Genomic DNA, 15,633 nt, shown 5'->3' with positions numbered 1-15,633 from the left:
ACACTCCTTTTAGGATTGAATGAGTTCAACGACGTTGACGTCTTTGATGAGACGATCGATATCTTCCTTCGTACAAAGACCGAAGGAATAAGCAGACGCGCTACCAGTCGTGACCGCATAGCGGAACGCTTCTTCTGGTGATTTGCCGAGCGCATGGCTGGCAACGAATCCAGCGACGAGTGAATCTCCGGCACCGACAGAATTGACGAGCTTTCCTTCCGGTGTGTTTGCCGTGTAGGCACCTTGACGATTGACGAGCAGTGCTCCGTCTCCTGCAAATGAGATGACGACGTTCTCGGCACCACGCTCGACGAGCTGTTGGGCGTATGGAACGGCCATCTCCTTCGACGTAATCTCGACGTCGAAAATTTCACCGAGTTCATGGTGATTCGGCTTGATTAAAAATGGACTGAGCGGTAAGACTTCAAGCATCGCTTCCTTCGTCGTATCAACGGCGAAGCGGACGTTCCGTTCATTCAAGATCGTCGCGATATGACGATAGAGATCATGCGGTAGACTGCTTGGGATACTGCCTGCGAAGACGACGATGTCACCGGCTTGCATCGTCTTGAATCGGGATAATAAATGCTCCAGCTCTTCCGGTTGAATCTTCGGTCCCGCTGCATTCAGCTCAGATTCTTGATCGGCACGAATCTTCACGTTGATCCGCGTCTCATCTTGAATCGGTGTGAAGTCCGTTAACACGCCTCGTTTCTCGAGTTCTGCCCGGATGAATTGTCCGGTACTTCCCCCAAGGAATCCGAGTGCTTGTGTTTCTACCTCATAGTTTTTTAGGACGAGAGAGACGTTGATTCCTTTCCCTCCGGCCACTTTTTCCGCCTGTTCGACACGATTGACTTGTCCTGCCTCAAATACCGGTAACGTGACATAATAGTCGATGGATGGATTGAGTGTCAGTGTATAAATCATTTCGCGTTCACCACCTCTGTGTATTGACTGTATTTCGCTTCTTGCTCGCTGGATGTCGTCGTGATGATCGTCGCCGCTTGCAAGGACGCCACCCGACTGAAGCTGATTGCATCCAGTTTCGTCTCATCGACGAGTACATACGATTGTTTTGCTAACTCGATCGCTGTCTTCTTTACGAGTGCCTCTTCCGGATCTGGTGTCGTGAAGCCTTGTGTCGGATGAACACCGTTCATCCCAAGGAACGCGACATCAAAATGGTAAATCAACATTCCTTCACGTGCGTTGTAACCGACGAGTGCTTGCGTTGAATGCTTCAGTTGACCTCCGACGACGAACGTCGGGATACGGTGATAGAGTAACGTGTTCGCTAGAGGAAGACTGTTCGTCACGACCGTAATCGCCTTCTCTTCGAGATACGGAACGATGGCAAGCGTCGTCGTTCCGGCATCGAGGTAGACATACATGCCGTCTTCGATCAGGTCAGCGGCCGCTCGTGCGATCCGTTCCTTTTCTTCGACATGTTTGTCACTCTTTTCGAAGTAACTCGGTTCCTCAATTTGCAAATGGTTCGCTGTCGCGCCCCCGTGCACCCGACGCAGATGACCTGCTGTCTCAAGCTGTGATAAATCCCGACGAATCGTAGACTCACTGGCACCGGTTTGCTCGACGATTTTTTGCATCTTGACGACTTCTTCTCGAGCTAGTAATTCGAGAATGAGTTGATGGCGTTTTTTCGTTAACATAAGGTTTCCCTCCACATCTATAATATAAAGCGTTTACATTCAAAAATCAATCAAAAACGTTCAAAAATTATATAATTTCTCTATAAAACGTTCAAAATACGACTTTTTTCGACATTAAACCGTCCTTATAGTTTCATTATACATCAAAAACGGTCATATGATGACTGTTTTATCGAATAAAATCAATCATTTTTCAAATTATCTATGTATTTCGCAAAATAAAAAACCGCTTTCCAAAGTAATGTGGAAAGCGGTGAATGAAATTCAATCATTTCGGTCATCTTCGTTCACTGGACTTCATTTTGCAGGCGACCGATTCCTTCAATCGATACCTCGACGACATCCCCTGTCTGAAGGTAGACCGGTGGTTTCATGCCGTGACCCACACCAGCTGGAGTTCCTGTCGCAATGATGTCCCCTGCTTCAAGCGTCATTCCGCGCGACACTTCAACTAAAATCGTCACGACATCACGCAACATCAAGGCCGTTGATCCCGACTGTCGGAGTTGCCCGTTCACGCGCGTCTCGACGAGGACGTCACTTGGATCAAAGCTGTCCGCTGAGACGATGACCGGTCCGAACGGACAGAACCCATCAAGCGATTTACCACGGAAGAACTGGACGTGTTCTTTTTGTAAATCCCGCGCTGTCACGTCATTGACGATACTATAGCCGAACACGTGATCAAGTGCATTCTCAGGTGTCAGATCACGCCCCGTCGTGCCGATGATGATGGCGAGTTCACCTTCATAATCCAGTTGCTGTGTCAAATCCGCATGCCGTTCGATCGGTTCGAACGGTCCGACGATCGACGTCGGTGCTTTCGTGAACAAGACGAATTTCCCCGCTCCCGCCGTATCCATCTCTTTGATGTGATCGGCATAGTTTTTGCCGACACAGATGACGTTTCGTGCTGGAACATACGGTGCCAGTTTTCGAACATCTCCATTAAGTAGTGGCGCGATATCTAAATCAAGGTCAACATCGAACTCACGTGAAATCACTTCAAACAATGAATCCGTATAGACTTGTGCCGTCACATCATATGTAGCCCCATCCTGCTCAACTCCGATGCCTACTTTTCCTTCTTGCTCAAATCGAAACCATTTCATCTTAACTGCCCCCTTTTGTTTTTAGTATAGCGAAACCAATCAATGGGCGCACTTCTCATCGTCAATCAGAAGAAAACAAAAAAGCAGTCGACACGATGCCGACCGCTTCCTCATATTTTCTTCCTGTTCTCTTATGCAATCCGTTGAGCTAGTCGATCGACAAGAGCCTGCGACTCTTCATTCAATCCAACGAGTTCAACTTTTTTTCCAAGTCGTTCGTATTTCAAGACGACGTTCTCGATCGCTTCGATGGCAGAATCATCAAACAAGTGACACGCCGAGAAATCGAGCGTGATGACGGACGATGGATCAGTTTCGAGCTGGAACTGTTCTGCAAATGCTGTCGTCGATGCAAAGAACAACGGTCCACGAATCGTATAACGGACTCGATCTGTTTGCTCCTTTCGCTCGACTTGAATACGAGAAATTTTTGACGCAAATAATAACGCAGCAAGCAAGATTCCGACAAGAACGCCCATTGATAAATCGTTCGTCAATACGGTGACGAGAACGGTTGCGAGCATGACAGCAGAATCACTCTTCGGTGACGTCTTGAGCATCTTAAATGAGCCCCAGTCAAACGTCGCATACGAGACGAAGAACATGACACCGACGAGTGCTCCCATCGGAATTGTCATCAATAGATCATTCATCGTAAACATCAACAGCATTAAAAACACACCTGCTGTCAACGTCGACAAGCGACCACGCCCACCAGACGTGACATTGATGACCGATTGACCGATCATCGCACAACCCGGCATGCCACCGAACATACCTGCGATGATGTTCGCAATCCCTTGTCCGCGTGATTCCATCGCTTTGTTTGACGTCGTATCCGTCATCTCATCGACGATTCGTGCTGTCAGCAACGATTCGATCAAACCGACGAATGCAAGTGACAAAGCATACGGGAAGATGATTTGCAGCGTCTCAAGCGAAAACGGAACATCCGGCAAGAAGAAGCTTGGTAACGCCGCTTCGATTTGTCCCATATCCCCGATGACTCGTGTATCGAGTGAGAAGACGACCGTCAACACTGTCATGATCGTGATCGCAACGAGTGGTGCCGGGATCGCTTTCGTCACGCGTGGGAATAACAAGATGATGGCGAGTGATGCGGCAACCATCGCGTACATGATCCAGTTCTGTCCTTCGAACTGTGGTAGTTGTGCCGAGAAAATCAAAATCGCTAAAGCATTGACGAATCCGACCATGACGGATCGAGGAATGAATCGTAATAACTTAGCAATTCCTAAAAATCCGAACGCGATTTGTAGAATTCCGGCAAGGATACCGGCAGCTAGTAAATAATCGACACCATGGTCCTTGACGAGCTGGACGACGACGAGTGCCATTGCACCGGTCGCAGCTGAAATCATTCCGGGACGACCGCCGGCAATCGAGATGACGATCGCAATGATGACGGAAGCGTATAACCCGACCATCGGATTAACGCCAGCGATCAGCGAAAACGCGATTGCTTCCGGAACGAGTGCCAAGGCAACAACGATCCCGGACAGCAAATCCGCTTTTGGTTGCAGGAACCACTCTTTTTTCCATTGAGTAAACATATGATGATTGAGACCCCTTTTCTAACATGAATGGTCTCAGTGTAATCCGATTAGTTTCAAAAAGCAACCTTTTTAGGAAGTTTTGGTCCGCACACGGGCAATCTCATCGACCATCGCCTTATAGGTCGCCATGATTTCCTGACCCGCAAAGACCGGATCTTCGTCCATCGTCTCGAGTGCACGGCGTAGAAGATGAATTTTCGGTTTCTTACGTTCGAGTAGTTCTTCATAGATGAAATCAAGAACCTCTTCATGGGCTTCCTTCGATTCATCGGAAATCGATGACAAGGTAATCAAGCGCTTCATATGCGCACTCGTCTTCTCGAACAAATCCTTCCGAATGACGACTTCATCTTGTGGACGATCGAGCCAAACGGATAGGAAACGCGGGGGAATCAACTGTTCTTCTGTCCGACTGACGTCTTCGACGAGATGCGTCAATCGATTGAATACATAACGGACGACCCGTTCCGGTTGTGTGTTCGGTTCGGATTGACGGAAGAAGTACATCGCATATTGCAACATCCCTGTATAAATGACCGCTAAATCTAGAAGATACGGTTCCTTCGTCTGACCGAATAAATCACGTAATCGTTCAAACGTCCATTCGATTTCAAGAAGACGGTTATTCTCCATGAACGTCTTCAGTTCTTTTTCATTCGAAGCAATCGCCTCTTCGAACAACGTATACAATTTATATTTTTGCATCAGTTCCAAGTAACAGTTACCTTGTTGGATGAATGTCTCATAATCCGAGACATCTCGTCCGACGAGAATTTCTTTGCGCGCCGTCCGCATCTTTTCAAAGACGGTATTAAATACATCGATGAATAATTCATTTTTAGAGGAGAAATAGTTATAGAACGTTCCCTTGGAAACGTTACTGTGCTCAAGAATGTCCTGGATGGACGTCGATTGATAACCTTTTTCGACGAATAGCTGATAGGCAGCATCTAGTAGTTGTTTCTTTTTTGGATTCATGGTCTTGTCCTTTTCTGTTCAAATGATTGCAATGGTTTAACAATCACTTATTTTAGTGTATGAAGCAAATAATTTGAATTCATTCGACTTGGACTGGTAAGATAGCCAAGTTAGTTATAGAATTCAAGTCTAACATTTTAGACTCATAGTACAAAAGGAGCATAACGAAATGCAATCAAGCAAGCAATCATCACGACTTTATTTAATTTTAACTGTCCTTATGGCAGGTGCGTTCGTTGCGGTCCTGAACTCAACGTTACTTAATATCGCCTTACCGTCGATCATGGGATCATTCGGTATTCAGGCAAGCACCGCCCAGTGGTTGACGACGGGCTATATGCTCGTCAACGGAATCATGATTCCGACGTCAGCATTCCTTGTCCAGAAGTTTTCGACACGTCAACTGTTCTTGACGGCGATGACGCTGTTCTCACTCGGTACGATCATCGCTGGACAAGCACACGTCTTCCCGCTTCTACTCGGTGCGCGGATGATGCAGGCATCTGGTTCTGCGATCATGATGCCACTGCTAATGAACGTTCTTTTGACCGGTTTCCCGATCGAGAAACGCGGACAAGCAATGGGAATCTTCGGACTTGTCATCACGTTCGCCCCAGCCATCGGACCGACATTGTCCGGCTGGATTCTTGAACATTATGAGTGGCGGATGCTGTTCCATCTCGTCACTCCGATCGCATTACTCGTGCTCTTCACGGGTGCCTTCTTGTTGAAGAAAGAGACGGTTCGTAGCACATTGAAACTCGATTTATTTTCACTCGTTCTCTCAAGCTTTGGTTTCGGTGGATTGCTGTATGGATTTAGTTCCGCTGGTTCTGCCGGATGGGGGTCTTGGACGGTCATCGGATCGTTGATCATCGGTGTAATCAGTCTGACTTCCTTCATTATACGTCAATTCATGCTCGAAGAACCGATGCTTGAGTTCGGGATTTTCCGTTATCCGATGTTCGCTTTATCGCAAGGAATTTCGATGGTCCTGAACATGTCGATGTTCTCCGCCATGATCTTGATGCCGATCTATATCCAGACGATTCGCGGTATCTCACCGTTTCACTCTGGTCTCTTGATGTTACCGGGGGCAATCGTCATGGCGATCATGTCACCGATCACGGGTCGTCTGTTCGACCGTTTCGGCGCCCGGATCCTTGCCATCATCGGCTTATCACTGACGGTCTTGACGACGTTCTCGTTTAGTCAATTAGCGGCGGATACGTCATACGCGTTCCTCGTCATCATGTATACGTTACGTTTCCTTGGAATCTCGATGGTCATGATGCCGGTCATGACGAACGGATTGAACCATATTCCGCAACACTTGACGCCCCATGGTACGGCATTGAACAATACGTTGTCACAAGTATCGGGTGCGATCGGTTCAGGTCTGCTCGTGACGATCATGACGTCGCGGACGAAGCATCACGTCCCGGAATTCGCTTCACAACCAGAAGCTGCTAATCCGGAATGGTTACAGATGCAAGCGATGATCGAAGGGATCAATGATACGTTCTTCATCGCGACGTTACTTGCACTCGCGGCATTGATCTTATCGTTCTTCATCAAAAAACGACGGACGACGACACTCGCAGTCGTCGAATCCGTCGATCAAGAACAAAAATATGCATGATCTGATTCTCCCCTGTCTGATGAGACGGGGGAGTTTTTGTTTTTGTGTAACACTCTTTTTTGCAGTTGCTGTCGATCATAAATTCGTTGATTCGTGCTGCCCCGAAAACGTGTCGTTCGGTCGAGTTTCGACAGGATGAACGGACCATCGATGAGTCCGTCTAGTCGCAGTATTAGTGGATGCCACCGTCGACGCTGTAAGATTTCCTCTAGTACATAGCCAGTATATAAAATGACGTCATAATCTGGTCCAAGTTGTTCGAGAAGTTGCACAAGTGCTGCCGCTTGAAGCATCGGCTCGCCGCCGGATAATGTCAAACGACGATTTCCGATCGCCTGAATCCGTTCCACTGTTTCTTTAATCGTCCAATCCACTCCACCTGCCGGATCCCAGGAGGACGGATTATGACAGCCGACACAGTGGTGTGGACAACCGGCAAGAAACAGGACCGTTCGCAAACCGGGTCCATCAACGACAGAATCAGGATGAAGGGAGAGAACGCGTAACATCGTGCTTCACCCGATTCTGCTCTTCAGCCCGTTTTGCCTCATTCCAACGGTCCAGTGTACCGACGAGATATCCTGTGATGCGTCGAATCCGTTCGATTGATCTACTTCCGCAAACCGGACACTGATCCTCGAGTGTCTGCTCCGTTCTGCAATCAAGACAACGATCGACGGGATGATTGATTGACCCATAGCCGATTCCAGCTTCCGCCATCAAACGAACGATGTCTTCAATCGCTTGTGGATTTCCGGCAAGTGCGCCATCTGTCTCGACATAGGTGATATGTCCACCATTACATAATGCATGAAACGGTGCTTCGAGTTGAATCTTTTCACGGATCGTCACGGGCGCATCGACAGGGATATGAAAGGAATTCGTGTAATACGGCTGATCGGTCACTCCTTTGATTTCACCGAAGTCACTGGCATCACGACGTGTGAACTTACCTGATAACCCTTCAGCTGGAGTTGCCAGTAAACTGAAGTTCAATCCCGTCATCTCACCATAGTTGTCGATGACCGTTCGCATCGCTTGAATCAAGGCAATACCAATCTGGTGTGCCAGTTCGGAATACCCATGATGATTGCCCGTCAAAACGGTCAAACATTCCGCGAGACCGATGAAGCCGACCGCTAACGTCCCGTGCTTGAGGACCGGACCCACCTGATCCGTACTTTTTAGCGTCTCACCGTCTTTCCAGACATGTTGATATAAAAATGGAAACTCGTCAGCCGTTCGACTTGCCTGGAACTCATAACGCGCGATGAGTTGCCGGCATGCAAGTCTTGTCGTCTCTTGGACAGCTTCGAACATTTGATCGACGGTTTGACTCTGAAGTGCCAAACGGACGAGATTGATGCTCGTAAACGATAAGTTGCCTCGACCTGTGACGGACGGGATATCTCCACGATCTTCAAACACACGGGTCCGGCATCCCATGTACGCGACCTCGGCTCCCCCTGGTTGCTCCTGACGGTTAAATGGTGCATCAAGAAACGCAAAGTTCGGAAACAATCGTTTTCCTGTCACGCGAGTGGCAAGTTGAAACAAGTCATAGTTCGGATCCGTCGGTGACAGGTTGATGCCTTGTTTGACTTTAAAGATTTGAATCGGAAAGATCGGCGTCTCTCCTCTTCCTAACCCTCGTTCCGTCGCTGTCAGCAAGGCGCGCTGGAAGAGCCGACCTGCCTGCGTCGTATTCGTTCCATAATTGACGGATAAAAACGGCACCTGTCCCCCGCCGCGTGAATGCATCGAATTCGTATTGTGGATGAACGCTTCGCACGCCTGAAACGTCTTTTCATACGTCTCCTGCCATGCGCGCCGCTCCCGCTTGCGTCGCTTCCAATGCGGCACAAGGGCGTTTAGTTTGGTCCATTCGCGTTGGTAGGTCTTTTCGACGAATGGCGCTACATCATCGTCAAAGGTCGCGAAGGCTTGTCCGCCATGCTGCATGTTTTGATTCGCTTGGACGATGATTGCCGCAAGGGCGAGGGCAGAACGGATGTCTTGCGCTGGTCGGATTGAACCGTGTGTCGTCTGAAATCCGTTCGAGAGTAGCTGACCGAGCGGAATCTGAGCACACGTCGTCGTACCGGTCACGTAATAATCGGCGTCGTGGATATACAAGATGTTGTCGTCAAGCGCCTGCAAGACATCTGCTTCGAGATGTCGTCGCATCATCTGCCGCGCTGCTTCCCCAGCAATCCGCTGTAATTTCGCAAGCGGTGTTTTGCCATCAATGTTTGCATTCTCTTGTTCGATATCTTGCGGTGGTGTGAGTAACGCTTCTAAGCTCTCCATGATTCTTCTTCCTCTCACGCTTTTTTGTAATCACTATAGCGAGAGTACAGAAACGTTAGCAATCCCTGCACAATTTACGATTTTTTCAACTGTTTCAGCCGTTCTGTCATCAATCTGTTCGATTTATCGTTCAAATGTCTGCATCTTACTCGTTTTAGCCAAGCGCATGAATTTGGACGAATCTCACACGTGAAACGACAAAAAAGAAGAGGCGCATGATAACGCCTCTTCTTCGTCTCTTCATTCTGCTTCGAGTAACGCGTCTGTCGCACTCGGCAATTTGACCCGGAAGACCGTTCCTTCTCCAAGGATCGATTCGACTTCGATATTGCCATCATGTGCGCGAACGATTTCCTTACAGATCGATAATCCAAGTCCCGTCCCGCCAATCTTTCGGCTGTCTGAGTTGTCGACCCGATAAAACTTACTGAATAGATGCGGCATCGAATGACTCGGAATCCCGATCCCGAAATCACGAACGCTGAGTTCGATCTGATTGTGCTGGTGGGTCATCGTCACGACGACATCCCCGCCGTCCGGTGAGTACTTCACCGCGTTATTCAAGAGATTACCGAGTAACTGTTTCATGCTATTCGCATCTGCCTCGACCATGAAGTCCTGTTCATCATTCAAATCAAGCTGCAGACTGTGTTGCTCCGTCGCTGCTTGATAAAACTGAATTTGTTCCTTGACGATTTCTTTCAGGTCAAAGATTTGTTTGTCATACTCTTGCTTTCCTGACTCCATCCGCTGGACGTTCAAGAAGTCACTGACGAGATCGGTCAGACGTTTTGATTCATCGTGAATCGTCTGCAAGTATCGCTTGTTCCGCTCAGGATCCAAATCCCGTTTCAACATGAGCTCCGTAAAGCCATAAATTGAAGAGAGCGGTGTTCGAAGTTCATGCGATACCGTTGAGACGAGTTCCGACTTCACGCGGTCCACTTCTGTCTCAGCCGTGACGTCACGGAAGACGAGAATCGTTCCTTTTGAATGTCCCCCGTGCGCAATGGCTTCGGCATAGACTTGAATGAAGTATTCACCTTGGTCGATCGACAAGGAGAACATGCCCTCCGGAATCTCACCCGATAAGACTTCTTCAAAGTATGCTTCAAACGCTTCCTTTTGGTCCATCTGCTCGAACATCGTTTCCGGTCGGACTTCGAGGAAGGTCATCGAATCGTTGTCTTCTTCGACTTGTAACGACTGGAAGATATCGAATAACGCCTGATTTCCTAAGATCGTCTTCTCTTCGTGTTTGATGTAAAGAATCGCTTCCCGAACGGAATTCAACAGTTGTGCCGTCTCTTTTCGTTCGTATTCCATCTGTTCGTAAAGTGACATTCGCATCAATGAGATCGCGATTTGTTTCGAGAACGATTCCAGTTCCGCTAGATCCTGCTGGTTGAATGGTGCGTCAAACCGTGCTAGATAGAGACAGGCAATCAATTCTTCTTTTGCCGGATCCATGATCGGAATGACACCTTCATAGACGTGATACGGATACTTGATGAGATCGTCGTTCGCGACCTTTTTTGAGGAATGTGCGGTTTCCTTTGAAATCATGACTCGCTTTAGTAGTAACGACTCCGTCTTCAGACTCTCTTGTTGTTCTTCTGTCATTTCTTTTGGAACGACTTGAGCGATTTCATTATTCTTGATCAATAACAGAGCACCGAATTCCGTCTTCGTCAACCGGACGATCGTACTGATGACGGATGAATAATCGAATAAACTCTCCTTTGAAGCAAGCGTTTCGATCAGTTCATTCCGATCCTGCAAATGGAGTTCATTCGTCCGCGTCAATTCAAGAGCACGCTCAAGCTCGTTCTGTTTTTGCTTCAATACTTCCTGATTGTGTTCCATTTCTTGATTCTTAGCTGACAATTCCGCATGTTGTGATGAGATCGACCGTGCCATCTGGTAAAATGATGCCGTTAATTGACCGACTTCATTATGGCTGTCGACATCATGCTCGAGCGAAATCGACTTGCCTTCTGCAAGGCGACGACTCTTGACGTTTAATTCGCGGAGTTGTGACGTCACCCGATGAATCAATGGGCGAACGATGAACAATAGACAAAATAAAAATATCATCAAGTTCAAGAACCAGAACCATTGTGTCTTTTGTAACTGGTCGAGTACTTGTTCCTTCGTCCGACCGTCTGCATTATCCACGTATAAATAACTGGCAACCGATGTGATGACACTTAGTGCAAAGACACTATAAAAAATCGCCATCAACTGTCTGCCCAATTTCTCAGTCATCCAGTGTTTCATATTCATAAATCCTCCTAGCAATAAGTTGCCCTTCGTTCAAGATTGTTTCCTCCTCATCTATTATCATCTAATGATTCCCGGAAACATCTTTCTTGAATCCTTTATGGTCGGGCAGGCGAGAGTCCAATCCCGGTCACGAGGGCAATCGCATCGACGATTTGTCCTTTCGTCAGATCATCCGTCTCGATCTGTTGACTGAACAATGGATCGGTCAGTTGACGTAAGCGTTGTTCTGCCTGTTGACCACCCCATGAATTCGGATGCTCGAAGCGGCTAATCAACCGACGTTTGACAGTCGTCTCCTTCGCCATCAAGGCGATATGACGGACGTCATGACCGTTCGCTCGTAACGTCCCGATGATTTCCTGAAAGTACGCTGGATTCGTCAATGTCATCGGTACGATGATCCGCGCCTTTTCCGTATCGAGCTGCTCGAGGAGCTGTCGATTGAACGCACGCCACAACGGCTCATCCTGAAAATCATCCTTGTTTTCCGGCAGTTGCGCTCGTAAAAAATAGCCTGTCTCCTCTGGATCAAAGATGTGTGATCCGCTCCAGCGTTGTTGTAGCCCTTTTGCTGCCGTCGTCTTCCCGACGCCAAACGTACCGTTAATCCAAATGATCATCTGATTCTCCTCCACCCTGTTTTCTGTTGTACTATACTGCAAAAGTGGTCGACAAGTTTCAATCGGTTACAAAAAAACACTCCGTTTAAAAAACAGAGTGTTTACCCATATAACCATGTGATTAAAAACGGTGCGATGACACTGGCACAGACGGCCGTCAAGACCATCGTCAGCAGACCGACCGCCCCTTCCCGTTGGTCAAGACTCATCGATTTCGTCGCGCCCATGACGTGGGCAATCGACGCTAGTCCAACCCCACGGCTGACGAAGTGACGAATCTTCAAGCCCGTCATTAATTTTGGTCCGACGATTGATCCTGTCAATCCTGTCAATAAAACGAAGGCAGCCGTCAGCGTTGTCGTCCCGCCAGCTTTTTGTGAAATCGCTAAGGCAACGGGTAAAGTGACCGATTTGGGTAACAAGGCAAGATTCGTCGTCCGCTCAAGATGGAGTAGCAGACCGAGTAACAGATCTGAACTCATTGCAATACATGTTCCAAGCAAAACACCAAGCCCGATTTCCGGTAGAAAACGGCGAACGTGATGCCGGACCCGGTAGAGCGGAATCGCAAATGCCGTGATCGCTGGACCGAGCATCTTCGACAAGTATTGTCCACCCTGCATGTATTCTGCATGTGAGACGCCGCTATAGACGAGAATTACGATCAGGACAGCCGTCACCGTCAGGATCGGTAACGTCCAGACACGAGGATGACGTTGATAAAGGAACATTGCGCCACTGAATAAAAGAATGGTCAGGATGATCCAAAAAAGTGTCTCACTCATGTGGGGTCACCGCCTCTTTTCGGTGTGCCAAGCGATCGACGATATACGCTGATCCGACTAACGTCAGCAGGCTGCTGACGACGACGATCAACACGACTTGAAGACCAGATGTTCGAAGGAATGCCGTATAATCCATGATTCCGGACAGTGCTGGAACGAAGAATAACGGCATGACGAATAGCAGAAAGGTTCCGCCCCGTTCAACAGCGACGAGAGGAAGCAGTCGACTTTTTAACGTCACGTACAGAAGAATCAAGCCGATGATGTTACCGGGTAATGGTAACTGGAAAGTTTCGCTCACCCAGTCCCCACTGAGTGAAAAACAAAAAATAAGTGCGATTTGAGCAATGATTTGAATGATACGCATAACGCGTGAAAGCATGATAAAGGTCCCCTTGTTAACAGTTTCGGGTCTTATTATCCGCCTCTTTCCTTCAACAATCAATGAAATCTAGTTAATCAACTGAAGTAACCGTTCTCATGAAAATCCATACCTTTTTTGTATTAGGACAAACAAAAACCAGTCAGTCGTGTATCAGTACAATAAATGATTCGAGACGAACAAAAAGGGGCTGACTCCAAAAAAGAATGACGCGTCTTTTCACGCTCTTTCCTCAGGCGAGACACAAGCCAGTTTTCCTGCTTCATTCAAGCAGGAAATCGGGTCTTGTTTGTCTCTGATAGCGCATAAATGCGCCTGTTCCTGTAGGAGTTGCGTGTGACACGTCATTCTTTACAGAAACTGACTTTTGAGTCAGCTCCCTTTTTAATCTGAGACGACACCTGAATGGGATCGTCTCCTCTTCATGATTACATGACCCGTTTAAATAACTTCTCAAGTTCATACGTCGTCCATTCGATGATGACCGGACGTCCGTGTGGACAAGTGAACGGCATCTCCGTCTTCGCTAGATCGTCAATCAACCGGCGCATCATCTCATCGTTCAACGGATGATTCGCCTTGATTGATTTTTTACATGCCATCATGATGGCGGCATCTTCCCGGTACGTCTCAAGATCGATTTTTCGCTTCATCAAGGCTTCATCGAGTAATTCCTGAATCGTCTCTTCCTGCCGATGGGATGGGAACCAGGTCGGAACTTCTCGAACGATAAAACTTTGTGGACCGAATGCTTCGAACTCGATGCCGACGTCTTTTAGCAACGGAAGGACCTCATCCATCCGTTTCATATCATCCGACGAGATTTCAAACGTATACGGCAAGAGCAATTGCTGTCGTTGTTCCGGTGGTCGACCGAACATGACCTTATACGTCTCGTATTTGATTCGTTCCTGTGCTGCATGTTGATCAATCATATACATCCCGTCTTCCCCGGCACAGACGATATAGGACGAATGAAGCTGACCGATGACGTCGAGATGCGGAAAGCGCGGACGCGCGGCTAGTTCCTCAATCGGTTCAACAAAGTCTTGCTTGACCGGTTCGATGGGCTCGAACAGATCATCCTCGTTGCTAAACGGTAATGATTTCTCTACAGGTGGTCGATCGTCCTCTTGCGGCTTTTTCGGAATCGGATAATTCCAGACCGCTCGCGATGACGTTTCTTCGACTGGTTCCGCGACGTAAGAAAAATCGAGTTTTTCCTGGCTACTCGGATCCTTTTTTGGTTTCGGTGGCGTCACTTTCGGAATCAGCGTCTCCCGGCTGAGCGTCATCTTGATTGTCTCCTGGATCAACTGGCAGAGCTCCATCTCTTTTGAAAGACGGACTTCTCGTTTCGCCGGATGGACGTTGACATCGATCAGGAGTGGATCCATCGTCACCTCGATGACTGCAATCGGATACCGCCCAATCGGTAAGAGCGTATGGTAACCGTTCAAGACCGCTTGCGTCAGGGCGAAGTTTTTGACCGAACGTCCATTCAAAATCAACGTGATGTAATTCTTTGAGGCACGGGTCACTTCCGGTTTGACGAGATGACACGTCAATTGATAATCGGCATTCGCACCTTTTGCGACCAACGTCCCTTGGATCGTTTGATGACCGTAGACGCTCGCCAGCGCTTGCCGGACGTCTCCTGATCCGTTCGTCTGAATCAACGTCTTCCCTTCATGGGTAGCCCGAAGCTTGACGTCCGGATGGGCGAACGCCATCCGGTTCAACACGTCCGTGATCGCCGCAAGCTCCGTATGCGTCGTCTTCAAATACTTCAATCGAGCCGGTGTGTTGAAGAAGAGATGCTCGACCGTCAATTCCGTTCCCCGGTTCATTGCTGCTGGCGTCCGTTCGACGACCGTCCCGTACTCCAGCGTCACTTGAATCCCTTCCGCGTCCTCACGTTTCGTCTTCAACGTCACTTTACTGACAGACGCGATCGAGGCAAGTGCCTCTCCGCGAAAACCAAGTGTCTTGATTCGGAACAAGTCATGCTCGTCCTTAATCTTACTCGTCGCGTGACGGACGAAAGCCAGTTCAGCGTCATCCGGGTAAAACCCGTGTCCGTTGTCGCGGATCGTCATCCGTTTCATTCCGGCTTCTTCGAGTTCAACATCGATTTGGGTCGCACCGGCATCAAGTGCGTTCTCAACCAGTTCCTTGACGACCGACGCTGGTCGTTCGACGACTTCTCCCGCAGCGATCCGGTTCGCTAAACTATCGGATAATTCACGAATGATTCCCACTGCATTC

13 protein-coding genes are annotated in these 15,633 nt (G+C 48.3%); 1 reads left to right on the top strand and 12 read right to left on the bottom strand.

Going from position 1 to position 15,633, the window contains the following annotated elements; genetic code table 11:
* Positions 1-9 precede the first annotated feature (9 nt).
* From pfkB to KNQ09_RS02005, 5 genes are all read right to left on the bottom strand, one after another.
* Positions 10-930 (bottom strand): 1-phosphofructokinase, encoded by a 921-nt coding sequence (gene pfkB, locus KNQ09_RS02025; protein WP_214857175.1) that lies wholly within the window; start codon positions 928-930, stop codon positions 10-12.
* A complete protein-coding gene (locus tag KNQ09_RS02020) occupies positions 927-1,673 on the bottom strand; it encodes a DeoR/GlpR family DNA-binding transcription regulator (protein ID WP_029341218.1) in 747 nt (248 codons plus the stop codon). Before KNQ09_RS02020 ends, pfkB begins: the two co-directional genes overlap by 4 nt.
* 287 nt (positions 1,674-1,960) lie before the next feature.
* The gene (locus KNQ09_RS02015) at positions 1,961-2,785 is read right to left on the bottom strand and encodes a fumarylacetoacetate hydrolase family protein (RefSeq protein WP_064300220.1); all 825 of its coding nucleotides are present in this window, start codon (positions 2,783-2,785) and stop codon (positions 1,961-1,963) included.
* A gap of 131 nt (positions 2,786-2,916) precedes the next feature.
* On the bottom strand, positions 2,917-4,359 hold the full coding sequence (locus tag KNQ09_RS02010) for a SulP family inorganic anion transporter (protein ID WP_023467725.1): 1,443 nt from the start codon (positions 4,357-4,359) through the stop codon (positions 2,917-2,919).
* Between the two features lie 72 nt (positions 4,360-4,431).
* Positions 4,432-5,340 (bottom strand): TetR/AcrR family transcriptional regulator, encoded by a 909-nt coding sequence (locus KNQ09_RS02005; protein WP_035398167.1) that lies wholly within the window; start codon positions 5,338-5,340, stop codon positions 4,432-4,434.
* 169 nt (positions 5,341-5,509) lie between these two features.
* Here KNQ09_RS02005 and KNQ09_RS02000 point away from each other — a divergent pair, with 169 nt between their 5' ends.
* Positions 5,510-6,982 (top strand): DHA2 family efflux MFS transporter permease subunit, encoded by a 1,473-nt coding sequence (locus KNQ09_RS02000; protein ID WP_023467723.1) that lies wholly within the window; start codon positions 5,510-5,512, stop codon positions 6,980-6,982.
* On the opposite strand, the gene KNQ09_RS01995 is transcribed toward KNQ09_RS02000, so the two are convergent.
* The 7 genes from KNQ09_RS01995 to mutL form a co-directional block, all read right to left on the bottom strand.
* On the bottom strand, positions 6,961-7,491 hold the full coding sequence (locus KNQ09_RS01995) for a 4Fe-4S single cluster domain-containing protein (protein WP_064300221.1): 531 nt from the start codon (positions 7,489-7,491) through the stop codon (positions 6,961-6,963). The two genes, KNQ09_RS02000 and KNQ09_RS01995, sit on opposite strands and share 22 nt — an antisense overlap.
* On the bottom strand, positions 7,463-9,292 hold the full coding sequence (locus KNQ09_RS01990; RefSeq protein ID WP_064300222.1) for an anaerobic ribonucleoside triphosphate reductase: 1,830 nt from the start codon (positions 9,290-9,292) through the stop codon (positions 7,463-7,465). Before KNQ09_RS01990 ends, KNQ09_RS01995 begins: the two co-directional genes overlap by 29 nt.
* Before the next feature lie 240 nt (positions 9,293-9,532).
* On the bottom strand, positions 9,533-11,572 hold the full coding sequence (locus tag KNQ09_RS01985; RefSeq protein WP_064300223.1) for an ATP-binding protein: 2,040 nt from the start codon (positions 11,570-11,572) through the stop codon (positions 9,533-9,535).
* Between the two features lie 101 nt (positions 11,573-11,673).
* Entirely contained in the window at positions 11,674-12,198 is a 525-nt protein-coding gene (locus tag KNQ09_RS01980; RefSeq protein WP_064300224.1) for an AAA family ATPase, read from the bottom strand.
* A 101-nt stretch (positions 12,199-12,299) separates the two neighbouring features.
* Positions 12,300-12,983 carry an LrgB family protein gene (locus KNQ09_RS01975; protein WP_023467718.1) on the bottom strand — a complete coding sequence of 228 codons (684 nt, stop codon included), beginning with the start codon at positions 12,981-12,983 and terminating at the stop codon, positions 12,300-12,302.
* Complete coding sequence (locus KNQ09_RS01970; protein WP_050677344.1) at positions 12,976-13,365, bottom strand: CidA/LrgA family protein; 390 nt, start codon at positions 13,363-13,365, stop codon at positions 12,976-12,978. The genes KNQ09_RS01975 and KNQ09_RS01970 overlap by 8 nt, the downstream gene beginning before the upstream one ends.
* 428 nt (positions 13,366-13,793) lie before the next feature.
* Complete coding sequence (mutL, locus tag KNQ09_RS01965) at positions 13,794-15,626, bottom strand: DNA mismatch repair endonuclease MutL (RefSeq protein ID WP_214857174.1); 1,833 nt, start codon at positions 15,624-15,626, stop codon at positions 13,794-13,796.
* Positions 15,627-15,633: the final 7 nt, after the last annotated feature.

The sequence above is a fragment of the Exiguobacterium sp. s191 genome (assembly GCF_018618955.1).
Taxonomy (GTDB): domain Bacteria; phylum Bacillota; class Bacilli; order Exiguobacteriales; family Exiguobacteriaceae; genus Exiguobacterium_A; species Exiguobacterium_A abrahamii.
The sequence above is the reverse complement of the archived record's forward strand: the minus strand, read 5'-3'. Positions and strand labels throughout refer to the sequence as shown.

Bases quoted from the DNA above. Each gene is read 5' to 3' on its own strand.
- pfkB (WP_214857175.1), bottom strand. From the start codon at position 930: ATGATTTATACACTGACACTCAATCCATCCATCGACTATTATGTCACG.
- KNQ09_RS02020 (WP_029341218.1), bottom strand. From the start codon at position 1,673: ATGTTAACGAAAAAACGCCATCAACTCATTCTCGAATTACTAGCTCGA.
- KNQ09_RS02015 (WP_064300220.1), bottom strand. From the start codon at position 2,785: ATGAAATGGTTTCGATTTGAGCAAGAAGGAAAAGTAGGCATCGGAGTT.
- KNQ09_RS02010 (WP_023467725.1), bottom strand. From the start codon at position 4,359: ATGTTTACTCAATGGAAAAAAGAGTGGTTCCTGCAACCAAAAGCGGAT.
- KNQ09_RS02005 (WP_035398167.1), bottom strand. From the start codon at position 5,340: ATGAATCCAAAAAAGAAACAACTACTAGATGCTGCCTATCAGCTATTC.
- KNQ09_RS02000 (WP_023467723.1), top strand. From the start codon at position 5,510: ATGCAATCAAGCAAGCAATCATCACGACTTTATTTAATTTTAACTGTC.
- KNQ09_RS01995 (WP_064300221.1), bottom strand. From the start codon at position 7,491: ATGTTACGCGTTCTCTCCCTTCATCCTGATTCTGTCGTTGATGGACCC.
- KNQ09_RS01990 (WP_064300222.1), bottom strand. From the start codon at position 9,292: ATGGAGAGCTTAGAAGCGTTACTCACACCACCGCAAGATATCGAACAA.
- KNQ09_RS01985 (WP_064300223.1), bottom strand. From the start codon at position 11,572: ATGAAACACTGGATGACTGAGAAATTGGGCAGACAGTTGATGGCGATT.
- KNQ09_RS01980 (WP_064300224.1), bottom strand. From the start codon at position 12,198: ATGATCATTTGGATTAACGGTACGTTTGGCGTCGGGAAGACGACGGCA.
- KNQ09_RS01975 (WP_023467718.1), bottom strand. From the start codon at position 12,983: ATGAGTGAGACACTTTTTTGGATCATCCTGACCATTCTTTTATTCAGT.
- KNQ09_RS01970 (WP_050677344.1), bottom strand. From the start codon at position 13,365: ATGCTTTCACGCGTTATGCGTATCATTCAAATCATTGCTCAAATCGCA.